Source organism: Acinetobacter sp. WU_MDCI_Abxc222, from assembly GCF_025514755.1.
GTDB lineage: Bacteria > Pseudomonadota > Gammaproteobacteria > Pseudomonadales > Moraxellaceae > Acinetobacter > Acinetobacter geminorum.
The window spans coordinates 245,318-270,549 of the sequence record NZ_JAHPVG010000004.1 but is presented as its reverse complement, the minus strand read 5'-3'; the positions used below and the strand labels follow the sequence as shown (position 1 = coordinate 270,549).

15 protein-coding genes are annotated in these 25,232 nt (G+C 40.8%); 7 read left to right on the top strand and 8 right to left on the bottom strand.

The window, feature by feature from the left end:
- Positions 1–48: 48 nt before the first annotated feature.
- On the top strand, positions 49–1,467 hold the full coding sequence (locus KTJ10_RS09175) for a hypothetical protein (RefSeq protein ID WP_005079309.1): 1,419 nt from the start codon (positions 49–51) through the stop codon (positions 1,465–1,467).
- 22 nt (positions 1,468–1,489) lie between these two features.
- Here the strand turns inward: KTJ10_RS09175 and KTJ10_RS09170 are convergent, their stop codons facing one another.
- A complete protein-coding gene (locus KTJ10_RS09170) occupies positions 1,490–1,996 on the bottom strand; it encodes a hypothetical protein (RefSeq protein WP_005079307.1) in 507 nt (168 codons plus the stop codon).
- 169 nt (positions 1,997–2,165) lie between these two features.
- Between KTJ10_RS09170 and KTJ10_RS09165 the strand changes: the two genes are divergently transcribed.
- The 3 genes from KTJ10_RS09165 (at position 2,166) to recD (ending at position 11,363) form a co-directional block, all read left to right on the top strand.
- Positions 2,166–5,801: an exodeoxyribonuclease V subunit gamma gene (locus KTJ10_RS09165; RefSeq protein ID WP_262441848.1), complete on the top strand. Its 3,636-nt coding sequence runs from the start codon at positions 2,166–2,168 to the stop codon at positions 5,799–5,801.
- 3 nt (positions 5,802–5,804) lie between these two features.
- Complete coding sequence (locus tag KTJ10_RS09160; RefSeq protein WP_262441847.1) at positions 5,805–9,503, top strand: UvrD-helicase domain-containing protein; 3,699 nt, start codon at positions 5,805–5,807, stop codon at positions 9,501–9,503.
- Positions 9,504–9,611: 108 nt separating this feature from the next.
- Positions 9,612–11,363 (top strand): exodeoxyribonuclease V subunit alpha, encoded by a 1,752-nt coding sequence (gene recD / locus KTJ10_RS09155; RefSeq protein WP_262441846.1) that lies wholly within the window; start codon positions 9,612–9,614, stop codon positions 11,361–11,363.
- Between the two features lie 702 nt (positions 11,364–12,065).
- Here recD and KTJ10_RS09150 read toward each other — a convergent pair.
- Entirely contained in the window at positions 12,066–13,364 is a 1,299-nt protein-coding gene (locus KTJ10_RS09150; protein ID WP_262441845.1) for a serine hydrolase domain-containing protein, read from the bottom strand.
- A gap of 210 nt (positions 13,365–13,574) precedes the next feature.
- On the opposite strand from KTJ10_RS09150, the gene rpsO reads away from it, so the two are divergent.
- From rpsO to KTJ10_RS09135, 3 genes are all read left to right on the top strand, one after another.
- Complete coding sequence (rpsO, locus tag KTJ10_RS09145; protein ID WP_002114951.1) at positions 13,575–13,844, top strand: 30S ribosomal protein S15; 270 nt, start codon at positions 13,575–13,577, stop codon at positions 13,842–13,844.
- A gap of 257 nt (positions 13,845–14,101) precedes the next feature.
- Positions 14,102–16,189, top strand: a complete 2,088-nt coding sequence (pnp, locus tag KTJ10_RS09140; protein WP_171071986.1) for a polyribonucleotide nucleotidyltransferase — start codon at positions 14,102–14,104, stop codon at positions 16,187–16,189.
- An 85-nt stretch (positions 16,190–16,274) separates the two neighbouring features.
- Positions 16,275–17,486: a magnesium transporter CorA family protein gene (locus KTJ10_RS09135; RefSeq protein WP_005079297.1), complete on the top strand. Its 1,212-nt coding sequence runs from the start codon at positions 16,275–16,277 to the stop codon at positions 17,484–17,486.
- A 228-nt stretch (positions 17,487–17,714) separates the two neighbouring features.
- On the opposite strand, the gene KTJ10_RS09130 is transcribed toward KTJ10_RS09135, so the two are convergent.
- From KTJ10_RS09130 to KTJ10_RS09105, 6 genes are all read right to left on the bottom strand, one after another.
- Positions 17,715–18,044, bottom strand: a complete 330-nt coding sequence (locus KTJ10_RS09130) for a chaperone modulator CbpM (protein ID WP_002114963.1) — start codon at positions 18,042–18,044, stop codon at positions 17,715–17,717.
- A gap of 11 nt (positions 18,045–18,055) precedes the next feature.
- Positions 18,056–19,012 (bottom strand): DnaJ C-terminal domain-containing protein, encoded by a 957-nt coding sequence (locus tag KTJ10_RS09125; RefSeq protein ID WP_262441844.1) that lies wholly within the window; start codon positions 19,010–19,012, stop codon positions 18,056–18,058.
- Between the two features lie 146 nt (positions 19,013–19,158).
- Positions 19,159–19,770, bottom strand: a complete 612-nt coding sequence (locus KTJ10_RS09120; protein ID WP_005079293.1) for a LysE family translocator — start codon at positions 19,768–19,770, stop codon at positions 19,159–19,161.
- A gap of 138 nt (positions 19,771–19,908) precedes the next feature.
- Positions 19,909–20,784 carry an Hsp33 family molecular chaperone HslO gene (locus KTJ10_RS09115; protein ID WP_005079292.1) on the bottom strand — a complete coding sequence of 292 codons (876 nt, stop codon included), beginning with the start codon at positions 20,782–20,784 and terminating at the stop codon, positions 19,909–19,911.
- A gap of 164 nt (positions 20,785–20,948) precedes the next feature.
- A complete protein-coding gene (locus KTJ10_RS09110) occupies positions 20,949–22,793 on the bottom strand; it encodes a monovalent cation:proton antiporter-2 (CPA2) family protein (protein WP_262441843.1) in 1,845 nt (614 codons plus the stop codon).
- Between the two features lie 76 nt (positions 22,794–22,869).
- Positions 22,870–25,098 carry a primosomal protein N' gene (locus KTJ10_RS09105; RefSeq protein WP_262441842.1) on the bottom strand — a complete coding sequence of 743 codons (2,229 nt, stop codon included), beginning with the start codon at positions 25,096–25,098 and terminating at the stop codon, positions 22,870–22,872.
- Positions 25,099–25,232 lie beyond the last annotated feature (134 nt).

Genomic DNA, 25,232 nt, shown 5'->3' with positions numbered 1-25,232 from the left:
AGTTAAAGATCATCGAAATTAAACAATAAAAGATTAGAGCCGTGGACTATGAGTGAACAACAACCAAAATTTGAGATTCGTGATGAAGAACAGCTTTCAGTCGATTTGATTGAAGCACAATATGCGTTAAAAGAAAGTCGGGGCAAACCCAACGCTAAGAGCACACTAATATTAATGAGTGGTATTGAGTTGGCTGGAAAAGGCGAGGCTGTTAAGCAACTTCGTGAATGGCTAGATCCACGATATTTACGAGTCAAAGCAGACGCGCCACGTGTGCTGACAGATACAGAAGCATTTTGGCAATCTTACTCGGAGTTCATTCCGACTGAAGGGCAAATTGTGGTGATGTTTGGCAACTGGTATAGCGATTTGCTCGTCACGGCAACGCACGTGTCTGAACCTTTGGATGAAGCACGCTTTGATGCTTACGTTGAAAATATGCGGGCATTTGAGCAAGATTTAAAAAACAACTATGTCGATGTGGTCAAAGTCTGGTTCGATCTGTCATGGAAATCACTGCAAAAACGTTTAGACAAGATAGATCCATCTGAACAGCACTGGCATAAGCTGCATGGCCTAGACTGGCGTAATAAAAAACAATATGACACTTTGCAAAAGTTACGTCGTCGTTTTACCGACGATTGGTACATTATTGATGGCGAAGATGAAAAGCAGCGTGATCAGTTTTTTGCGCAATACCTTTTACAACACATGCGTCAACTTCCAGAGCATGAAACCGAAGTTAAAGGAAAATGGCAGCAAGCTAAAATTCCAGAGAGTTTATTAAACCCTTCTAACGAACCACTTGAAAAAGCAGAATATAAAAAAGAACTCGATAAACTGAGTAAAAAAATTGCCGATGCCATGCGTTTTGATCAACGCAATGTCGTCATTGCTTTTGAAGGCATGGACGCAGCTGGTAAAGGTGGGGCCATTAAGCGAATCGTTAAAAACCTAGACCCGCGTGAATATGATATTCACTGTATTGGAGCACCTGAACGTTTTGAAGCACGTCATCCTTACTTATGGCGCTTTTGGAACCGCATTAATGAGGCCGAAAAAATCACGATTTTTGATCGGACATGGTATGGACGTGTACTCGTTGAACGTGTCGAAGGTTTTGCTTCACCTTTAGAATGGCAGCGTGCCTATGATGAAATAAACCGCTTTGAAAAAGATTTATTTGATAGTCAAACGATTGTAGTAAAAATTTGGCTGGCGATTAGTAAAGATGAGCAAGAGCAGCGTTTTAAGGCCAGAGAAGAAACACCGCATAAACGCTTTAAAATTACCGCAGAGGATTGGCGTAATCGTGATAAGTGGGACGATTATTTAAAAGCGGCCGCAGATATGTTTGAGCGAACTAGTACTGAATATGCACCTTGGTATATTGTCGCAACCGATGATAAATATACGGCACGTTTAGAAGTGTTGAAGGCCATTTTAAAACAGCTGAGAGCAGACTAAGCTCTCAGCTACAAGGCAAACATTAATTTACAATAGTGCTACGGCTTTTTTGCTGAATACGTTTTGCAAGGTTATAACTATCATTCAGATGAGTTTCTGCTATTTTTTTCATCATGAAATAGCCCAAACTTGCTGCTACAATTTGCCCACCTAGTGGTATAAATTTAGTCACCTGTTTCGTTACGATTTTGCCAAGAAAGCCATTAAATGTTTTTTTAACTGTAGTACGCGCTACTACAAAGCCTGAAAATTCAAAACCGCGTTTACGTAGTTCATCCCAATGAATTGTTTTAGTTTTCGGGTCGTAGACACTCACGTGTTCAGGTGCTAAGCCAAAACGGGAATTGATATCTGGAATAAGGTACGACAAAATTCCCAAATCGACTGCCACGTCAAAAAAAGGAATCGGTACAATTGCCGCTCCTGCTGAGACGTAAGCTCTTTTTTTGATGAGATCATGACACTCATCGCGAATTTGTTCCAGATTTAGGCTAGGATCAATATAGTCAGGAATCTTGTCAATTTTCATAATGTCTACCTGTATAAGTTTCTTGATGGCGTCATTTAAACCAAGTGTAAGTGACACCTAAAGTTAAATTATGCTGTGTTTAAACCAACGTGACATAGTCAGATTCAGTTGTATAGTAATGAATGTTTATGATTTTGTGCATAAATTATGCAAGCAGGATATGAAATAAATGGGGATTCATGTTATTCAAAGTCAACGTATTGATGTGTTGTTGCAAGGTGTATTGACGTCTACATCTCAAGCTTCAACGCATCCATTACAGGTTTTGAAAACCCAGCATTTTATTGTTCCAAGTCCTGCGGTCGAGCAGTGGCTGATACAAAAACTTGCAGAACAGCAAGGCATGAGTGCCAATTACCAGTTTCACCAACGGGTACGCGGCTTCCAGTGGTACGCCTACCAGCAAGTTTTAACTGCACATAAAGAACAGGTTCGTAAAGCGAACATCCCACGTTTAATTTTTAAATGGCGGGTGCATCAAGCTTTGCACGAATTCATTCAACCTGACACGATAAGTATAGATTCGTCGCATCCTTTACATTCTATTGTCCAGCGTATTTATGACAGCGCAGATCGACTCGAACAAGGCATAGACAAACAATTAAAAAAACAAAAAATGCTGTACTGGGTCGCTGAGCAGGTTGCCGATCTATTTAGTAACTATATGATTTATCGTGGGCAGTGTCAGCGTGGTTGTGAAAATAGTTGTACCTGTCCGGAAAACTGGTTGTCTGCTTGGGGGCAGGGCCGAGCACTCGATATTGAAAAATATATTGTGCAAAAAGATGAGGAAGTGACTGCTTTTGCATTACATCAAACTGAGGAGCTAGAACGTTGGCAGCGTTGGTTATGGCAACAACATTTTCATGATGACTTTTTGCAGATGCAGCAAATTGATGCATTGTTTTGGCAAGAGTTAGATCATCCAGACCGCAGTAAGCGTGCTATTTCAAGATTACCTAATCAGGTGGTGATCTTTACGTTATTAGATTTGCCGCCAAGCCAGTTACAGTTCTTGCGCCGTTTAGGCCAATACGTTGATGTACTGATTTTGCACTATAACCCTTCACAAGAATATTGGGCCGATAGTGTCGATCCACTCTGGAAACAGCGTTATGACTTAGGGGTAAAAGAGCGTTTTATTGCGAAAAATCCAAAGGCTACAGATGCTGAAATTATTGATTTCTTTAATAAATTTACACTCAACTTTAATGCTGAAGCGCGTGAGTCCAGACACCCGCTTTTAACCAGATTAGGAAAACAAGCCCGTGACCACTTTTCACTATTGTCGAATTTATCTACGGGTGAAGAAGGTAAGTGGGTTGATGCTTTTGTGGATGATTTTCCTGAAAGTCTGCTTGGTAAAGTTCAGTCAGATATTTTGCATTTAGTGGAACCTCAAGCTAAGCAATATGAACTCGCTCCAGACGATGACTCGATTCAGATTCATGTTTGTCATTCAACTTTACGTCAGCTTGAAGTTTTAAAAGAGCAATTGATTGGTTGGTTGTCTAAACCACATGAACAGCCGCGCCGACCAAACGATATTTTAGTTTTAGTTCCTAATTTGGCCGACATAGAGCCTTTAATTCGAAGTGTATTTCCTGCTACTGCCACTGAGCAGGGTGTGCATTTGCCAGTAAAGATTGCAGGTGTTGCATCACTTGATGCACTTAATGCTTGGCGTGCAGTAATTGGGCGTATTCAACTGATGCAGGGGCGTTTTAGCTTTGATGATTTTGCTGACTGGTTAAGCTTGTATGCGACTCAACAACGTTATGAACTTGAATATGTTCAGGTTGAGCGAATTCTAAATTTACTTGCCGATGCCGGCTTTAAACGAGGGCTTGATGCAGAGCATCTCAAGCGCAGTTTGTGTGAGGGTGATGATGATTATCGATATAGTTTTAAATTTGCCCTAGAGCGATTGGCCCTTGGCATTGCTGTGCCTGTGCATGCAACATTTAATCAGGTGTTGAGTTATGCCAAAGTTCAACCGAGCGATTTCGAGTTGGTGGGTACACTCATTCAGATTTATCAGGATTTGAATGAGCGCCGTGATTGGCTTACTCTGCATGAGCAGGGGAAAGTCTATACCGTTGAATATTGGCTTCAGGTACTGGGCAAAGATATTGTTGAATTTGAGCAGGTTGGTGTTGCTGCCCTAAAAGCTGTGCGGGAAATTGTTAAAAAACAAGAGCGAATGTTGACCCTCGCAAGTTATTACGCCGAGACAGAAACAGGAACTTTGCGCAAAATCACCTTGCCACTACCTTATATTATTGAAGAAATTCAACGGACTTTAGAAAGTCAAAGTGCGCAAGCTGAGCCGACTGGGCAAATTACTTTTGCCCAAATTGGACACATTCGACCGTTACCTTATCGTTTAATGGTCCTATTAAATCTTGATGCAGGGCAATTTCCAAACCGCGATACTCATGTTCCATTTGATTTAATGGATGCACTGCGTCAACAGTTAGGCGATCGCTCTCGACTTGAAGATGATCAAGGGGCGTTTTTAGATGCTTTATTATTAGCCCAAGAAAATTTATGGCTATTTTATAACGGCTTTGATGTGAACGATGGAGAGGTGCGCGAACCTTCTAGTATTCTACAAGAGTTCCGTGAACATCTTGCCTTGATTGTGAAAGCTGAAGACGGTGTACTTGAAAGTGTCGTTATTGAAGGGATTGAAATTCCATCACAATTAAAACAACTCTATCACTTACATAATTTACAGCCCTTCGACCCGAAAGGTTTTACTTTAGAAAAAAGTGTCATCCGTTATCAAGATCACTGGTTTAAGGTCGCTTCACAAATTCAGCAAGTCACAGGAAGCCGTCAACCTTGGGCGAATACGACCTATCCGCTACAAGCACCGGATATGTTGGTTTTAGAAAGTCAGCAGTGGATACAGGATGTGACATTCCCTGCACGGTTATATTTGAAGACTTTAGGGGTAGAAAACTTAGGAAGTGTTGGAGTGCTCGACCAAAATGAACCTTTGCTATTAGATGGTTTAGGGCGTTATGCGATTCGACATTTTTTACAACAATCTGAACAGCAAGCACAACCTGAAGTATTAATTGATCAGTTGCCTGTAGGTAAAGTCAAATATAGCGCATGGCAACAAGGTGTGTTCGAGCAAGAATGTTTGCTTGAACGCCTTCACCATTATGCACCGGCAGTGACACAAACAACTCAGCGTATTTGGCGAATTGCTAAACAGCTTCATATGAATATTACCGTTCCGAAGTCTGAAACTCGGGACTGGGTCAGCATGGAACCTTCAAGTGCTCGCGCAAAAAGACGTGCTAAAGTTTGGTTAGAATATCTGCTCTGGTTAGCTTATTTGAATGAGGGTAGTGCAGGAGCTGAAAAACGCCGTATTGTGGTTTTTAGCGATCAAACTGTGATTTGTAGTGGTGTAAGTTCTGAGCAAGCTCGGCAATATTTACAGCCATGGTTTAAAATCTGGCGTCATGCACAGCAACAACCATTGGTTCTACCAGCAGCCTTATTATTAAAACCATTAGAAAAAGCCAAAGCATATCAGTGGGAAACAACAAATCAGGCAGAAAAAGCAAAACTGGATGAGAAGAGCTACACTGAGCTGTTAAAATACTGGAATGAAACAGGGTCATTTACCACAATGGATATGACTCAAAATGAAGCTTGCAAGTTGCATCGAGACTGGAGCTTTATTTTACAAGAACAAGATGCGCAAGCTTTGCTTCAACATGCTTGTGATGAGTTTGCGTATGATCTGTATCATCCGATTTTTCAATTTCAACATTCGGAGTAAGGCATGAACTCAAGAGTACAGGTGTCTTATCAACCTATTATTGATATTGAATTTAGTGGCTTACACTTAATTGAAGCTTCGGCAGGTACAGGAAAAACCTATACCTTATCAAGTTTGATGGTCCGTATCTTTCTTGAAAAGTACTTGCCTAGACAAGTCATTGCGACCACGTTTACCCGTGCAGCCGCTGCCGAGTTAAAAAGCCGTATTCGTGCCCGTTTGGTTGAAACGTACCGTTATTTAGATGCCAAGCGTAGTTTTACAGAACAAGAATTACTTACGCAGGCAGAGCAAGAACCTGATTTATTACTCCAGCATATTCTAAAGCATTTTGCGACGCGTATTGCCTATGCGTGTGAACGTTTGAAATTGGTTATAGATCAGTTAGACGAGTTATTTGTCGGGACACTCGATAGCTTTAGCCAAAAACTATTACGTGAGTTTGCCTTTGAGAGTGGCAAAATTGAACGCGCTCAAATCACCGATGATGCCAAAACTTATAGTCGGCAACTGATCCATGATGTACTGCGTGAATGGATACAGTCTCAACCTCAGACCGTGATTGATGCGTTGTATCTGGCGGGTGAATTAAAAAGTGTCGATAGTTTTGTCAAACTGGTCGAAGACTCACTGAATTTTAGTTCGGCTCACTTTAAACTCCCCGAAAAGCCTACCATTCAGTTTGAACAGCTTGCTCAGCTCAAAAAGCTGGCAGCAGAAATTGATATCAGTCTTCTAGAACCATATTACTCGCTTGATGGCGAGCACTATAAACATGTGAGCGGGACAGTATTTAGAAATGGGGCATTTAATAAACTATTTAGTGAATGTTTACCGCAGCTACTACAAGTTCTAAAGCAAAGCGACAGCATTTTGGTTTTTGATGGGTCATTAGCCGCACAACGAGAACTTGTTTTTAAGTTTTTAGGTCAACTTGCCGATCAGAAAGTTTTTAAGAAATGTCCTGCTGAAATTTCAGATGGTTTCTATCAGCATCCTTGTATTCAACAGATTCAGCAGTTATTTGGTGTGTTAAAAAACTACGCCGAGCAGTTCGACCAGCTTCATATTTTTTTAAAAGCCTATTTATGTGTAGAGGTGAAAAAACGTTTACCTCAGGTTTTGCAAAATAAAGGTGAAACTACTTTTTCTCAGCAAATTCGTACACTTTCTGAAGCTTTAAAAGGTGAGCAGGGGCAGCGTTTTGCTGTATTTGTTCAGGCACGTTATCCCTTAATTTTGGTTGATGAATTTCAGGACACTAACCAAGATCAAGACGACATGCTAGCGAGCATTTGGCGCCATCCAGAGCGCTACCAAAAAGGTTGTATGATTATGGTGGGTGACCGTAAACAGGCAATTTACGGTTTCCGTGGTGGGGATATGCTTACCTTTTTAAATGCCTATAAAGATATTCAAGCCAAACATGGCCGCGAATATAAGTTAATTCATAACCATCGTTCCGTTGCAGATCTGGTTGAAGTGGTCGACGCCTTATTTCAAAGGCAAATCGACTTTGGTGAAGAGGTTCAATATGACCCAATTCGAGCGGGCACTCGACCTCATCCTGTACTGATTGAGCAGAACAATCATAATCCTCACCCTTTGCGCTGGTTAATGCTCAAAGATAAAGAAACAGAGGCTCAGCAAGTTGCATGGAAGATTCGAGATCTACTTAACCAGTCACATGCTGGACAGCTATATTTTCAAAAAGATGCTCAGACTCAAGTCTTAAACGAAGATGATATTGCGGTATTGTCTCGTAATCATGATGGGTTGGATAAAGTTCAATTTGAGCTAGAGCGTTTAGGAATTCGGGTTAATAGGCCATCAAAACGAAGTGTTTTCGACTGCACGATTGCTCAAGATGTGGGTGCTTTGTTGACCGCCATACTTCATCCTTACGATGAGGCAAAAGTGAAGCGAGCTTTAATTAGCCGTCTATTTGCCATGGATTTAAAACAACTCTTGCAACTTGAGCAGACAGCCGAAGGGTTAAGCCAGTTTATGACTGGTTTTGACACGATTAGAGAGTTGTGGTCCGCTCAAGGCTTTTTAGTGGCATGGCAACAATGCCTCATCCAGTTTGATATATGGCAAAATTTGGTCGCTGCCCAAAGTAAAGATAATGAACGGGTTGTGGTGAACTTGCGTCATTTAACTGAAATTCTGAGTCAGCACAGTGAGAAATACTCAGGTGCTCAGAACCTTTATCACTGGTATCTCAAACAGTTGCGTTCTCCTCTTGACCGTGATTGGGAGTTAGAACGTAAATTATCGAGTGAAGCTGGTGTTCAGCTCATGACAATTCACCAGTCAAAAGGGCTGGAATTTAAGATTGTATTTTTATTAGGTGCAGATAAGCCCTTTCGAGAAAATAATAAAACACTCAATTTTTCGACCCAAGATATTGTCAAACCGGACTCAAACCAGACTTTGACTCAACGTGTCGTTGCGATTGCTGACAAGACTTATTTGAATGAAATAGAACTTAAGCAGCACGAAGAACGAGCGCTCGCTGAACAGAATCGACTTTGGTATGTCGCTTTAACGCGAGCAAGCCACCGCGTCTATGCGCTTTTACAAGATGGGGATGGTAAATCAGTATCAGGCCTCGCGTTTTGGAAAAATAGGACTGAGCCTTTTCAACACCGTTGCTGTACGGATGAAATGGTTTTGGAGCAGATTCCACAGGCAATTCATTTAGCCAAACAAACAAGTATTATTGAAATACAAGCACAACGGTTTCCTGAACAACGTTTTTATTCGAGAGGTAAAACCAGTTTCAGTTATTTGGCACAGCATTTAAAACATAAGGCTGGCACAGATTTATTGGCGAGTCAGAGCAATGATGCTGTATTAGCAGAAGATGAGCTGGATTTAATCAACACTGCTGAAGCAATCGGTGCTCAGCCGATTGACTGGATCAAGAGTAACTTCCCGCGAGGAACGCTTGCCGGTAATTTCTTACATGAAATATTTGAGCATATCGATTTTCAATATTCAGATGAGTGGATCATAGAAATACGTCGTCGTTTTAAAAATGACTATAGTAGCCTTTGGCAAGATTTACTTAATAAATATAACGAGAGTTTCCCAGAAGAGGAAGATGCAGAAAATCTGCTTTACCAGTCAGTTGCAGAGTGGTTGAAAGATATTTTGCGAACACCGCTTGATCAAGGTTTCCGGCTCAATCAGCTTCAACAAGAGCAGTATTTGTCAGAGTTTCCTTTTTATTTGGCATTGTCAGATCGGGTTCTAGCGATGACTCGTATTCAGCAACTCTTCGCTGAGTATGGATTGAATATGCCGGAGTTACTTGAGGCTCGTTCAGCACGTTACCTAAATGGTTCTATCGATTTGGTTTATTTTGATGGGCAGCGTTACCACATTGCCGATTATAAAAGTAATTACTTAGGTGATGATCTTGCAGACTATCGTAGCGATAGCATTGCTCAAAGCATGTCTTTGGCAAGTTACTGGTTACAAGCAGGATTATATCTCGTTGCGTTACATCGCTATTTGCAAGTCAAAATGCAGGATTACCAAATTGAGCAACATTTGGGTGGGGCAACTTATCTTTATTTACGTGGTATGAATGGTGAAGCAGAGCAGGGGTACTATTATTGGGAACCTAGCGTCGAGTTTATTCTGCGTCTTGATGCCATTTTAGGGTATTTTGCTGAGGATAAAATTGCATGAAAAATGCTGATAAAATGCGTAATCTGAAGATTAACAAATATTTGGCATGTGGATAAGCCTGTCTATAACCATGTGGACAAGCGTGTGGAAAACTAGGTGGATAAGTGTGTGGACAATCTAAATAGCTCTGAACAGGCCGATTTAAGCTGGTTAACAACGTGGAGTAACTTCTTAAATCAGGCTCCATTTACTGAGCAATCGCAAGTGTCAGAAGCCACTTCTTACTTGCAGCAGCTTATTGAAGCGAGCTTACAAGGCGATAGTTGTATTGATATCAGTTCAGAGCAAATTGCAGCACTTGGTCAGCTTACTATATCTGCCGATCAAGCAACCTCAAAAGTTGCGCCGTGCGTCTACGATGAGCAGGGGTTGGCATTATACCGATATTGGCACCTAGAGCAACGACTTGCAGAACAAATTTGTCGTTTAAAGCAACAATTAATTCAACCTGTCTCTTGTGATGACTATTTAGACCTGCTTACCGATGCTCATCAACAGGCAGCTTTACAAATGGTTGCTCGGCAGGGCTTGAGTATTATTACCGGTGGGCCGGGTACAGGTAAGACTTATACGCTGGCACGTATTATTGCTGTGCTGAGTCAGGCAATTCCGCATATTCGTGTGGCGATGGCTGCTCCAACAGGTAAGGCAGCACAGCGAATGCAAGAGGCTTTACAGAACTCATTTAACGATCCTAAATTGCTTGAGTCCGGATTAGTGAGTGAGGAACTCAGAAATCAGGGAACACAAACGATTCACCGTTTGTTAGGGATGGGACATAGCCAAACACCACGGTTTAATCAAAAACAGCCTTTGCCTTATGACGTGATTGTCGTGGATGAGGCTTCTATGCTGGATTTAAATCTGGCTACTCTTTTATTTGAAGCTGTGCCAGAGTCTTGTCGAATTATTTTATTAGGAGATGCAAATCAGCTCGCTTCTGTCGATGTCGGGGCGGTTCTTGCAGATTTGCAGCAAATACAGGCGTTGGCTGATAACCGGGTACAATTACAAACCAGTCGTCGTTTTACTGAAGGTGCGTTGATTGGACAAGTGGCCAAATTTATTCAGGCACAAAGCTATCAACAAGACCATGTAGAAGTTTTGCAGCGGTTTGAAGTTGATATTGTTCAGGTGTCAGAATTAAAGCCCATACTTTTACAAAGAGATATGCCTGATGTTGTTCAGCTTGAATATTTACCAGAAGGAAATCACGCAGAAGTCGAAATTTATTATCAGAAGCTCATGCTCGGTTTCCAAGGATATGTAAAAAGCCTAAAAAATTATTTAAAAGAAGAACGCTCGATTGAACAGGTCCAAAACGTAGTAAAAGCATTTGATGACTACCGGATTTTAACCGCGGTTCGTCATGGTCCGTTTGGATTGCAGCAGTTAAACCAATATGCGCAGCGTTGGTTGCAGCAGCAACTTTCAATAGTGACAGCAGGGGGATGGTACGTGGGTCGTCCTGTAATGATGACTTATAACGATTATCAGCTCGGTATTTCAAATGGCGATATTGGTTTGTGTTTTGAGCACAGAACTCAGCCACAGCAGTTCGAAGTATATTTTCCAAGTTTGAATAAATGGGTCGCTGCAAATCGATTGCCTAAAAGTATTCAGAGCGCATTTGCCTTAACGATTCATAAATCACAAGGGTCTGAATTTACTCATACTGCTGTCGTTTTAGATCAGACTGCCAAGAACTTATTAAGCCAAGAGTTAATCTATACAGCCATTACACGAGCTAAGAAAGTAGTCAGTCTTTTGGTGCATCAAGAGGCTTTATTACAAGCATTTACAGTTCGTACTACACGAAAAAGCGGTTTAGTTCAAAAAGTTAATCGGTTAGTTCGTTAAGCCAAACTTAATATTTTCACCCTTGTAAGAAAAAGCTTACATAGATTCGAGATATTTGCTGCTAGAGTACACCCCGTGTTTTTGAGATTATAAACGCACAACGAGCTTGGCACGGAATGTCGGGCAAAATCGCACAATAATAATAACTTAAGTCGAGAGACTGCGAACTTACAATGAAGTAGGTGTATAAAGAGGAAACTTACAGCCGCTAAGCCTTGTAGTTTTGGGAGAGACTACAAGGCTTTTTTATATTTTACTTTTCTAATGCTTCTAAAAAACTACCAGAAAAGATCAATTTTAAGCCTATCTCTAGTATATTTCGGTTGAGAAAAATATATCAATAATATCAATATATTTATCTGTAGTATGATTCTTAAATAAGCATTTTTCCTGTGAATTGTTAAGTTATATGTTATACAGAACTGTACGTTAAATGTTGAAAATGACTAAACACCAAATATTATACAGACCTGTACGTTTTTACTTACATGATGATAAGAAAAATACTACTTTTCTTCATAATTGGATGTGTCACAATACATCACATAAGGAAATAAAAACGAAAACATTGGAAGTGAGTTAAAACAACAAGAAGGATGTGACTAGCATCTCACCAACGATAATAAAAACAGTAATAACACGATAAACAAAAACTACAGCGCAAAAAACCCAAGCAGAAATGCTTGGGTTTTTTATTTGCTTTTAAACTAAGTTGGTTTCATGAGAGTCGCTGCCGAATAAAGAACGGCGTTGATCTCTAGGAATTCGTGGGCATTGGCTGGAGATTTGATATAGCACTTTAGCTAAAGCAGGTAGGTGAGTACCCACTACAGATTTACCTGTCGTTAATAGGGAAACACTAATATCTCTTTCTGGATCGGCCCAGCATAAGATATTGGAGAACCCTAAATGGCCAAATGCTTGTCCTGTCATTGGACCAAAAAGGCCTACCGGGTTACTGCCTAACATTGGCCCTAAAGCATAGCGCATTGGAATTAATAAAGTCCGATCAATGTTAACGCCTGTGGTTGGTAGTGTTGCTCTGAAAATTGTTTTCTCACTAAAGATTTGCTGACCGCCGTAGCTTCCACCACTTAAAAGCATTTCAAAGAAGCGGCCAGCTTGTTCTGCACTGGTATAGATGTTTCCAGCTGGGCAAATGGTGTCCATAAAACGACTATCGTTAGTCACATCAACTGCAAGTTGTAAGCCGCCACCTAACACATGATTCAGATAGTGATCGGTACCAAGGCGAGGATGCAGACCTGTTGCACAGTTTAAGGCAACTTCTGAACGGTATTCTGGTTTTAAGCCATAGTTGAAATAGGGCATTCCCATCGGTTTTTCAATAGTTTGATGTACAAATTCACGTAAATCCTGCCCAGTCACCCGTTCAATGACTTCTCCTAAAATATAACCTGCCGTAACAGCATGATAGGCAAGGTGATTTCCAGCAGGAGACACAGGTCGGGCAGCATATAAACGTTTTAAAATTTCGTCTTTATCAAATAACAATTCTGGTGTGACATCGCCATCAATATAGGGAATGCCGCCACGATGTGCTAATAAATGAAAGATCGTTGCACGGCGCTTACCATTGACCCCATATTCAGGAACATAGTAGCTCACGGGATCAAGTAAATTGATTTCACCCTTTTCATCTAATAGATGAATCAACATGGCTGTAATCATCTTTGATGCTGAAAATAGGCAAACAGGTGTATCTGGTGTTGCAATCAGAGCATTTTCTTGAAGTCCTGCCGGAGAGTTCCCTTGGGCATATCCAATACTTCTGTTCAGCAAAATTTTACCTTGCCTACGTAAACAAAAGGTAATGAGTGGATAGTTTCCGGTTCTATACAGTGCTTCTATACTTTTCCAGATTTTTTGAATCTGGTGATCGCTCATTCCACCCTGTTCAGCAGCAACTTCATCTTTTTGTCGAATGACTTGCTCAATATTGTCCGGTACTGGACAGGTGTTAGTTGAAAAAATTTTCACACGTCCCTCGCGCTTCTTTCTTTTTATTCGAGGCTAGTGTGCAGGGTTAAGGTCTTGATGTCAGTGTCTAAAATGACAAGTTACTGAAAACTATTTTGCAATCCACCTATAGATACCTTAAAATAGGCGACTTGCTGTAGTGATGCACGGCAGTCAGTTGCCTCAACTGATTCATATCGTTTACTTTTTTAAGCATCTCGGAGAAATCGAATGGCTTTAACTAATGCAGACCGCGCAGAGATCATTGCTAAATTTGCTCGCGCTGAAAATGACACTGGTTCACCAGAAGTACAAGTAGCTTTATTGACTGCTCAAATCAATGATTTACAAGGTCACTTCAAAGCTCACAAACACGACCACCACAGCCGTCGTGGTTTGATCCGTATGGTTAACCAACGTCGTAAATTGCTCGACTACTTAAATGGTAAAGACCACGGTCGTTACACTGCTTTGATCGGTGCTTTAGGTTTACGTCGTTAATTCGATTTTCACTTTGTTTTCGCTATTTCGCATGTCGCAATGCTTTATCGCTGAAAAGAGAGTTTCACTTAATGCTAGGTTAAGTGATTTTTAGAAGGGGCGCTTGTGCGCTCCTTCTTTGCGTTTAACTTATTTTAAATAATTGATCTAGTGTGATGGCTTCTAAGCTTTGTCATTTATCTACCAATCGGTGTAGTCTGAATGCCAAACCTTAGGGGTCTCACTAGAATAAAATTAGGAAAATACAATACATGTCAATGTTTAATATCGTTCGTAAAGAATTCCAATTCGGTCAACATCAAGTCGTTTTAGAAACGGGTCGCGTTGCACGTCAAGCAAACACAGTTTTAATCACTATGGGTGGCGTAACTGTTTTAGTTGCAGTTGTTGCTCAACCTAAAGCAAAAGCGGGCCAAGACTTCTTCCCGTTAACAGTTAACTATCAAGAAAAACAATATGCAGCTGGTCGTATCCCTGGTGGTTACGGTAAGCGTGAAGGTCGTGCTTCTGAAGCTGAAACTTTAATTTCACGTCTTATTGACCGTCCAATTCGTCCGTTGTTCCCAGAAGGTTACTTCAACGAAATTCAAGTAACAGCAACTGTTGTTTCTTCTGACAAAACTATGGATGCTGACATTGCAGCAATGCTTGGTACATCAGCAGCATTGTCTATTGCTGGTACTCCTTTCCGTGGCCCAATCGGTGCAGCACGTGTTGGTTTAATCAACGGTGAATATGTTCTTAACCCGAACTTTGAACAGTTGAAAGAAAGTGACCTTGACCTTGTGGTTGCAGGTACAGAATCTGCTGTACTGATGGTTGAATCTGAAGCGAAAGAACTTTCAGAAGACCAAATGCTTGGTGCTGTGCTTTTCGGTCATGACGAAATGCAAATTGCAATTCAAGCAATTAAAGAATTTGCGGCTGCTGCTGGCGCTGTTGAATCAACATGGGTTGCTCCAGCTAAAAACGAAACTCTTCTTGAGCAATTAAAAGCAGCTTTCGAAGCGAAAATCTCAGAAGCATATACAATTGCAGTTAAACAAGATCGTTATGCAGCACTTGATGCACTTTATGCAGAAGCTTTAGCTCAGTTTGTTCCAGAAAATGACGAAACTGGTATTGCTGATGAAGTAAACGAATTATTCGAAGACCTTAAATACCGTACAGTACGTGACAACATCTTGTCAGGTAAGCCACGTATTGATGGTCGTGATACTAAAACTGTTCGTGCTATCGACGTTCAAGTTGGCGTATTAGATCGTGCACACGGTTCTGCATTATTTACACGTGGTGAAACTCAAGCGTTGGTAACAACAACTTTGGGTAATACTCGTGATGCGTTAATGGTTGATACCCTTGCTGGTACTAAGACTGACAACTTCATGTTGCACTACAACTTCCCTGCATACTCTGTAGGTGAAACAGGCCGTGAATCTGGTCCTAAGCGTCGTGAAATTGGTCACGGTCGTTTAGCACGTCGTGGTGTTCAAGCAGTTCTTCCTGCGGCTGACCGCTTCCCGTATGTAATTCGTATTGTATCTGACATTACTGAATCAAACGGTTCATCTTCAATGGCTTCTGTATGTGGTGCTTCATTATCACTTATGGATGCAGGTGTTCCGCTTAAAGCACCAGTTGCGGGTATCGCAATGGGCTTGGTGAAAGAAGGCGAGCGTTTCGCAGTACTTTCTGACATCTTGGGTGATGAAGATCATCTTGGTGATATGGACTTTAAAGTAGCAGGTTCTGCAAACGGTATTACTGCGCTTCAAATGGATATCAAGATTGAAGGTATTACTGAAGAAATTATGGAAGTTGCATTAAATCAAGCATTTGCTGGTCGTATGCATATCCTAAACGAAATGAATAAAGTCATTTCACGCGCTCGTGCTGAAATCAGTGCTCATGCACCGACATTTGAAGTGATTAACATCAACCCAGACAAGATCCGTGATGTTATTGGTAAAGGTGGCGCAACTATTCGTCAAATTACTGAAGAAACTAAAGCTGCAATTGATATCGAAGACAATGGTACAGTTCGCGTATTTGGTGAAACTAAAGCTGCTGCTAAAGCTGCAATTGCTAAGATTCAAGCAATTACTGCTGAAGTTGAACCAGGTAAGATTTATGACGGTAAAGTAATCCGTATTGTAGAATTCGGTGCGTTTGTAAACATCATGCCGGGTACTGATGGCCTTCTTCACATTTCGCAAATTTCAAATGAACGTATTGCGAACGTAACTGATGTTCTTAAAGAAGGTCAGGAAGTGAAAGTACAAGTTGCTGATGTTGATAATCGTGGTCGTATCAAATTGACTATGAAAGACATTGAACAAGCATAATTGTTCTGGTGACATGAAAAAGTCCGCTTGATGCGGACTTTTTTTATGGCATGATGCAAGTAATACAAAAACAGATCATTGTGGTATGCAGGTTTATTACTTTTATCGCCATCACGCTGACGGCTATGTCTTTTTAAGCCGTGAGCAGCATAATGAACACATTCTGGAGTTTTTCTGGATTGATAGTGTCAGAACGGATGTGGTGAACCATAACGAAGAATGGCAACAAAAGATTCAGCAGCTTTCAGACGTGGTTATCAATGAATTTCATATGCGGGATATTGCGAATATTGAGCATCCTTGTGCATTTGATACGCTTGAAGAATACGACCTGCTTATTTTTAGAAAGCTCGTTACACCTGATGATGAAATTAAAAATGGGGAATCCCATGAGAGTGTATTTGGTCTAGCAACCACGCCGATTAGCTTTATTTTTACCCCTAAAGTTCTGATTAGTGTTCGTGAGCAAGGCAATAAGTCGATTGAAAACTATATTCAACGTCTCGAAAATATTTTATGTAAAACTTTGGAAGAACAAAACAAAACCCGTAAGCTGCCTAATTCGCCTGTAGATTTATGTTTACGTCTGCTGAATAGTATGGTGGATGGCTACCTTGATATCCGTTCACCTTTAACTAGAAGGGTTGAGCATTGGCAACAACAATTGTTGCAAGGTAATCGTCGTTTTAAACAGTGGCATCAACTGTTTCATGAAAACATGGCCTTTCAGCAGGTTGAAAATTTATGCGAAGAGCAAATCGAAACCTTACAAGAGTTTCGAGATGAAATTGTAGAAAACTATCATCATGTTATTGGTGAGAAGACGCATAGTTCTCAAGATCTTTTATTAGTTCGTTTGAATGATTTAATGAGTCATGTCGAACGTATTCAAAAACATACTTTACGTTTACGTAGCGCCATTCAGTCGGCGATTGATTTGCACTTCTCAGCAATTGCCAACCAGACCAATGAGAATATGCGTATTCTTGCCATTATTACTGCTGTATTTGCACCGCTTACGCTTTTAACCGGTATTTATGGAATGAACTTTGAGTTTATTCCAGGGCTTAAATCACCGGTAGGTTTCTGGATTATGCTGGGAGTCATGCTGCTAAGTACTGTTTTGTTACTGTACTATTTTTATCGACAACATTTGGTGGGGCGCGGTGAAAAAAGTGTGATTGATTTACTGGCTCAACAGCATCGTCAAGATCGGATGAATTTGTTCTGGTTTTTGGAATATGAACCGATTAAACAAACTTTGAAGGAAGTGGAAAAGATTACTCGATTAAAGTAATAAAGACTTCCAAAAATGGCAAAATTGTTTGGTTAGCATTGCCTCGACTATAGGGTTTAATTAGATATTTTTTATATAGGCTTGTCCTTACTTTTGACTGGGCAAAAGTAACAAAACCCTTTATTGGACTGACGGTACATCCATGTTACCGCAGTCCAAAAGGCGGCATCCCTGCCGCCCATCACCTTAGTTCATGCCTGCTTGAATGGTTATTTAGAAGAAAAAATCTCAATGAAAATGCTTCAACTGTTTTCTAAGTTGTTGCACTTCATCAATCAAATCTAACATCACAGCAACTGCCGCCAAACTTGCGTCAAAGTCACGTTGTAAACGATACGCTTTACGTGCGCGTGCGACATCTTCACCCATAAACTGGTGTGCTTCAGGTGTGTTCTCGACTGATAAAATGTCATATTCAATGAGCTGAAGAATCCAGTCAGGACTTTGGCCACAAGCTTGGGCAAATTGTTGTAAATCAAATGTCGATTGTTCATCAACGACCTCTGCACTAAAGGTATGGCCGTCATATACAATTTCTCGATAGTGAATGGTTGTCATGATCTTGCTCCCTAATGAGATGAACGAGGTTCGAATGAAGCAAAGGCTTCTGCCAGTTGCTGATACGCTTCTTTTTCTTTTTCAGAATTTGCTAGGGGGAATACAATATTTAAAATTAAATAGAGATGGCCTGGCGTTTTATTTGGTATCCCTTTGTCTTTTAAGCGTAGCTGTTGTCCTTGTTTGGCATTTTTAGGTAAATTGACATGTAAGGATCCTGCTGGAGTTTTTACTTCAATACCTTGACCTAGTGCCGCTTCCCAAGGAGCTACATCTACGGTCAGATATACGTCACTGCCTTCAACATGAATACGGTCTGTATCTTTATACTGGATTTCAATATAAAGATCGCCGTTGGCACCGCCATTAATCCCGCTTTGGCCTTGTCCACTTAAGCGAATTTGTTGACCTTCTTTCATGCCTTTTGGTATTTTCACCTGTAAGGTTTTGCGTTGAACTTCAGGTTCGCCATAAGCGTTTATGGTTGGAATTTGCAAAGTAATTTGCTGTGTTGAACCATGATAGGCAATATCAAGATCAACCTCTATGCTGGCATGTTGATCTTCACCGCGATAACTACGTTGTTGTCTTTGATATTGTTGTTGCCCACCGCCAAAGCCTGCACCAAAGCGACCAAATAAATCTTCAAAACCGCTAAAGTCTGCTTGTTCACCGCCTGTAAAACCTTGGCGATAAAACTGTGCTCCATCAAAGCCCCCTTGTGCAGCACCCTGACCAAAGTTATTAAAACCTTGAGGATGATCTAACATCTGGTCATATTCAGCTTTTTTTTCAGCATTGCTTAACGTGTCATAGGCAACATTAATGGCCTGCATTTTTTCTTCTGCATCTTTTTCTTTGCTGATGTCGGGATGATATTTACGGGCTAATTTTCGATAAGCTTTTTTAATTTCATCAGCAGAGGCTTTGCGTGTAACCCCTAATTCTTCATAATAATTTTTTGCCATAATGTTTTATCACGATGGTGTTGTTTATTTCATTATGAAACGATTTTTAGAGTTTTCAATAAGCTAGATTGTATAAGAGTTGTTCTATTACGAAATCCAGCGGAACGTAAGGAGGTATAGCAAAATTAGACTATACCTCTAATAAGTTAGATAAAACTTTGATACAAGCCGTAAAGAGCAATCAGTAAAAGTAATAAACCGCAGAGGCCTAATATTTTTGGATATAAATGACTGTTAGAAAGGCGGCGGAAAAAGATATAAACCAAAGATAGGGTGAGGAAGTCTAAAACAATCCATGTCAGCGTAAGTAGGGTTAAACTTAAATTTAACTGAGGGGTAATAGAGACAAATTGCGGAAAGAAAGCCGAGAAAAAGATAATATCTTTTGGGTTTGAAATACCGACAAGAAAACCTTTTTTAAAGCCACCATTTTGTGCTGAAACTGTTTGTATCGCTTCTGGGTGAGGTGCCTGAATCACTTCTTTAAGAATACTCAACCCCAGATAGCCAATATATAGGCAGCCTAAAATACGAATGATATTGAGGTAACTATCATTAACACTCAGTACTCCTTTTAAAACCAGTACTGAAATAAAAATTAAAACAAGGGATGCTAGGTTTGTACCAAAAATGGTTTCCAGTGCTTTTTTATAGCCCCCTTTAAGTCCAGCGCTTGCAACTAAAATCATGACAGGGCCAGGGGTCGCAATCATGATAACTACGCTAAAAATAAAGAGAAAATAATCAAAATAATTCATGGTATTTAGGCATCTTATTTATTAGGCTATAAAGTAGCCTTATATTATCCTATTTGAATTAACATCTTGAAAATTATCATCAAAAAATGCAGGTAAATAAAAAAGGCGGTATAACCGCCTTTTTATAAAGTTAAAAGATTAACTTAAATGTTCACCAAATAACGCTAAAGCCTCTTCAGCGGTAAAGGTATATTGCGTATTACAGAACTGACAGTCCATACGAATCGGGTTCTGATGTTCTAGGGTTTCATGAACAGCGTCTACACCAATTTGAATCAGGGCATTTGCACAGCGTTCTTTTGAACATGTACAGCCAAATTTTAAAGCTTCAATTTCTGGTAAACGAACTTCTTCTTCGTTATATAAACGATACAGGATTTCATTTGCATCTAAATTGGTAAGCTCTTCAGCTTTTAATGTTTCGGTCAACATTGTCAAACGTGGCCATAAATCTTCATCGACCAAGTTTTGCTCTTCTTCATCGTGACGTGGCAAGAGTTGAATCAGTAAACCGCCAGAACGCTTATCTGTACTTGCCAACACAATACGAGTTGGAATTTGTGCAGACAAATCGTAATACTGCATCAAGCAGCCTGCTAAATTTACTTGATCAAGCGGCACGATCCCTTGATAACGTTCGCCAAATTCCGGTTCAATATTAATAAATAAAACAGGATTAACTAGGGCGCCAAGAACTGTGCTGCTGTCTGTTGCTTCAACAAAGCGAGGATCAGTTTCATAGTCCGCTAAAGCACGAACCTCTCCTAAATGATTACATTCAGCCATCGCCCATTTGAAGGTGCCGCTAGCCTGGATTTGCAAGCTGATACGGCCTTTGATTTTTAGTGTACTTGCAAGTAATGCAGTCGCACTCAACATTTCACCTAGCAGAATTTTAACAGCAGGCATATAGTCACGTTGAGCTAAGATGGTTTGTAGGGCTTCTTCAAGATGAACTACTTCTCCACGTACTGGAAAGTTCTCTATATAAAAGCGTTGGCGTAAATCAGACATAATATTCTCCAGGGCCCTAAGCAGAGTATAACTATTTCGTTTTAATCAAGCTTAGGAAATGCAGCGAAGCCGCAAGCCGGACAGGGGGCAGCTTTGTGCCCATTGTCCAATTATTTAGGCAATGTGAATAAGTCCTTAATATAGCCATTTTCTGAAATCTCAAGTTATTCTAGATGATCTCTTGTAATGTCGATGCGATTTGGTTGTAAATGACGCTTTAAATTTACATCATGTTTTGATGTAGCCTGTTGCTGCGCATCACTTTCAAACAAATGTTCAAGCTCGGCTAAGGCATTACGATGTGTTTCAAAGATCTTCTGTTCGTCTGTATAAATACTTTGCTGCTGTATAAGCAATTTCTCATCATAATCCCGAAAGATTTCGATATTGTTATAGGCTTGTTCATCAGAGATACCGAGTTCTCGCAAAGCGCGGTAAGCCATACCTAATGAAGATAGATACGTTTCACGCCAAATGTATTCAACACCTAAATCTCTTAAAAGATGGACATGGTGACGGTCGCGAGCACGAGCCAACAGCTTTAAGTTTGGATAATTTAATCTAAGATGACGTGCGACATTCATAGAGTCTTCAACATCATCGATTGCTAAAATAAATACTTTGGCTTTTTCAATACCGGCAGAACGCAGTAAATCGGGCTGGGTTACATCGCCATAATAGAGCTTACCGCCGTAGCGACGAACAAAGTCCACTTGATGAAGATTGTTGTCGATTGCAGTAAAGCCTAAATGTTGTAGGCGAGCAATACGCGCGATGATTTGTCCAAATCGACCAAAGCCGGCAATGATAATCGGGTTATCCTGCTGAGGAATTTCATCATACTCGGGAGGACGCTCTTTATTAAACAGAGGAATGACCTGAGTTGCCATGATCCAGTAAATTACTGGAGTAAGTACCATCGACAACGTCACGATCAGAGTCACGGGTTCTAATATAGCTTGAGTTAAAACCTTCTCACTTTTGGCAAGACTCAAAATTACAAAAGCAAATTCTCCGCCTTGTGCCAAGCAAGTACCTAAAAGCAAGCTGTTATTCCAACTGTATTTTTTATAGCGGGCAATAGCGGTCAATATCAGCGTTTTGATGAGTAATAAACAGACTGCACCACCAATAATAAGCAAAGGCATTTCAATGAGCAGTGACAGCTGTGTGGTCATGCCAACGGTCATAAAGAATAAGCCAAGCAATAAACCTTTAAATGGTGCAATACTCGCTTCAACTTCGTGGCGAAATTCTGAATCTGCTAATAATACACCTGTGAGGAATGCACCTAATGTAGTGCTAATTCCTAAAGTGTCCATAAGCAAGACAACAGCAAGAATAATAAATAATCCTACTGCTGTAATAAGTTCAGTCGCTCCACTTTTGGCAACAAAGCGGAAGAATGGACGCATCACATAGCGACTAAACAGAAATAGACCAGTAAAGGTTGCAATGATAGCCGCAAAATAAGCCACCCCATGATGGGTTGATTCTGTTCCTGCCAAGAGTGGAATAATGGCAAGTAAGGGGATAGCCGCTATATCTTGGAAAAGTAAAATGGAAAAAGACTGCTGACCATAAGTCGTATTGAGTTGCTGCTTTTCAGTCAGAAGTTGTAATACAAAAGCGGTGGAAGACAGCGCAAGGGCAAAACCAATCACAAAGCTGACAGAAAGCTGCTGTTGAAAGAGTAACAGTACGATCAGCATAAGAATGGCCCCACTAATGAGGACTTGCAGACTTCCCATTACAAAAATAGAGTTACGCATTTCCCATAAACGTTGTGGGCGCAACTCTAAACCAATCAGGAACATTAATAAGATAACGCCAAATTCGGCAAGTTCCATAATCGCTTCAGGGTCATGTGCAATATTTAAAACACTAGGACCTAGAAGTATTCCTGTAAATAAATAGCCTAAAACTGTTGCTATCCCTAGGCGTTTGCCAAGAGGGACTAAAATCAGAGAAGCTCCAAGAAAAATTGTTGCTTGCAGTAAGAATGACATTCATTGCCTCGAATGTATTAGTCTCTTTTAAGTGTAAAGCCAAAAAGGCTTCTTCACACCATGATATTCAAGCCATCTAATTAAATTCTTGCGGATCAACATCAATTGAGAGTCGAAGTTGATGCTGCCGAGGTGCATGAACCAATTGTGACCACCATTGTCTTAAGTAAAAATGGAGGCGAGCACGGTCAGCAGATAAAATCACCATGTGGGCGCGGTAGCGTCCAGCTTTACGCTCCATAGGGGCTGGAATTGGCCCCCAAATATCAACAATTTCACCCGCAATTTGGCGTAAATGTTCTGCCGCTTCATTTAAAAATTGCAAGGTATAGTCACGATCTTTGGATTCCGCACGTATCAGTACTGCATAACGGTAAGGTGGCAGCAAAGCAACTTTACGTTCCGCAAGAGTCTGTTTGGCAACCGCCCGATAATCTTTTTCGATGAGCGTGGTCAGTAAAGGGTGATCTGGTCTTAGGGTTTGTAAATAAACATGGCCTTTATGTTCACCACGGCCTGCACGACCCGCGACTTGTACAATTAACTGTGCAGTACGTTCTGGCGCACGAATGTCGACACTAAGTAACCCCGCATCAATATCTAAAATGGCAACCAAAGTCACGTGTGGGAAATGATGACCTTTTGCCAGCATTTGAGTGCCAAGCAAAATTGTTGGTTTGTTTTGATGAATACGGTCATAAATTTTTTGCCAGCTACCGACACGACTGGTACTGTCACGGTCAACCCGAATCACATCATAGTCTGGAAATAGTTCTTGTAAGTGCTCTTCAACCTTAGCCGTTCCAGCACCTAAGGTTTTTAGGCTTTTTTGCTGGCATTCAGGGCAGTGATCGGGCAAGCGATGAACAGTACCGCAGTGGTGGCAGTGTAAATAAGAATAAGGCTGAGTGTGCAATGTAAAATGCGCATCACAATGTGGACAATTTGCTTGCCACCCACAGCTTTCACAAACCAGTACAGGTGCATAGCCACGACGGTTTAAAAAGATTAAAACCTGTTCTTTTCTAGCTAATGTATGTTTGATTTGTTCAATAAGGGGCTGGCTAATTCCATGCTGTTTTTTGACAATTTTAAGGTCAATCAAATGCATTTTAGGCAAAAGTGCATGTCCAGCACGTTTGTTGAGTTGCAGTGCAGTTAATTTGCCAGTTTCGACTAAATAATAACTATCTATGCTTGGAGTTGCTGAACCTAAAATAACAGGGCAGCTTTGTAAGTGACCTCGATAAAGAGCGACATCACGCGCATGGTAGCGGAAGCCTTCTTGTTGCTTATAAGACAGATCATGTTCTTCATCTAAGATGATGAGACCCAAACGTGGCAGTGGCGTATAGATGGCAGAGCGCGTTCCTAAAATAATAGATGCTTTGCCAGTCTGGGCCTGTTGCCATGCCTGCAAGCGTTTGGAGTCATTTAAGCCCGAGTGTAATAGGGCAATATCGCAGTTAAAACGTGATTTAAAGCGAGAAATCGTTTGAGGGGTTAGACCGATTTCTGGGACTAACACCAGTACTTGCTTACCTTGCTTTAGCACTTCGTGCATGATGTGCAGATAAACTTCAGTTTTACCACTTCCTGTTAAACCATCTAATAAAAAAGCTTGGTATTGATGCTGTGCGTTTACGACGTGCTGAGTTGCTTTCTTTTGATCTTCATTTAGAGTGAGCGGCATTTGTGCCAATTGAACAGGAGATGGGCTAAAATCGTGTGGTTCAAGCGTACAGTCAACCAGTCCTTTCTTTTGAAGTGCTTTAAGTGTAGCCGTTTCTACACCACTTAAATTAAGAATGTTCTCTGTAGTTCCAGCAGGGTGTAACTTTAAAATTTGATACGCGTCTTGTTGCTTAACAGAGCGTTTAAGAAGTGCTTCAACATTATCACATGGTGTGATTTTCCAAAGATGAAACAAAACATCCATCGGTTTGCCCTGACGCAATAACGCAGGTAGGGCGGTTTGCATGACCTCACCAATTGGAAATTGGTAATACTGGGCAGACCATGTCAATAAACTTAAAACTTGTTCATCTAAAATAGGCTGTTCGTCTAAAAGGTCAGAAATGGCTTTAAGCTGAAAGGTGCCTGTAAATGATTCACTTGGGTCAACTTTTTCAGTAATGATACCAATTAGGTTTTGCCGTCCAAATGAAATCGCGACGCGTGAACCTACCTGAGCCCGTTCATATTGTGCTTTGGTGAGTGTATAGTCAAAAGTGTCGTACAGATGCACAGGTACGGCAACACGCACACGATAAACAACTGAATCAGGTTTTGGCGTTATGGTCATAGAGGCTCATTTCGTCAATTTTAAAAAACGGCATAGCGTCGTGAAGAGGACTTGGGTATTCTACACAGGCTATAGAATGAATATGAATGATTGCGTAGCATAGATGCAACAGCAGCGACTATTATTTTTGGAAA

Bases quoted from the DNA above. Each gene is read 5' to 3' on its own strand.
- KTJ10_RS09105 (WP_262441842.1), bottom strand. From the start codon at position 25,098: ATGACCATAACGCCAAAACCTGATTCAGTTGTTTATCGTGTGCGTGTT.
- KTJ10_RS09175 (WP_005079309.1), top strand. From the start codon at position 49: ATGAGTGAACAACAACCAAAATTTGAGATTCGTGATGAAGAACAGCTT.
- KTJ10_RS09110 (WP_262441843.1), bottom strand. From the start codon at position 22,793: ATGTCATTCTTACTGCAAGCAACAATTTTTCTTGGAGCTTCTCTGATT.
- KTJ10_RS09130 (WP_002114963.1), bottom strand. From the start codon at position 18,044: ATGACAACCATTCACTATCGAGAAATTGTATATGACGGCCATACCTTT.
- KTJ10_RS09170 (WP_005079307.1), bottom strand. From the start codon at position 1,996: ATGAAAATTGACAAGATTCCTGACTATATTGATCCTAGCCTAAATCTG.
- rpsO (WP_002114951.1), top strand. From the start codon at position 13,575: ATGGCTTTAACTAATGCAGACCGCGCAGAGATCATTGCTAAATTTGCT.
- KTJ10_RS09120 (WP_005079293.1), bottom strand. From the start codon at position 19,770: ATGAATTATTTTGATTATTTTCTCTTTATTTTTAGCGTAGTTATCATG.
- KTJ10_RS09135 (WP_005079297.1), top strand. From the start codon at position 16,275: ATGCAGGTTTATTACTTTTATCGCCATCACGCTGACGGCTATGTCTTT.
- KTJ10_RS09165 (WP_262441848.1), top strand. From the start codon at position 2,166: ATGGGGATTCATGTTATTCAAAGTCAACGTATTGATGTGTTGTTGCAA.
- KTJ10_RS09125 (WP_262441844.1), bottom strand. From the start codon at position 19,012: ATGGCAAAAAATTATTATGAAGAATTAGGGGTTACACGCAAAGCCTCT.
- KTJ10_RS09160 (WP_262441847.1), top strand. From the start codon at position 5,805: ATGAACTCAAGAGTACAGGTGTCTTATCAACCTATTATTGATATTGAA.
- pnp (WP_171071986.1), top strand. From the start codon at position 14,102: ATGTTTAATATCGTTCGTAAAGAATTCCAATTCGGTCAACATCAAGTC.
- KTJ10_RS09115 (WP_005079292.1), bottom strand. From the start codon at position 20,784: ATGTCTGATTTACGCCAACGCTTTTATATAGAGAACTTTCCAGTACGT.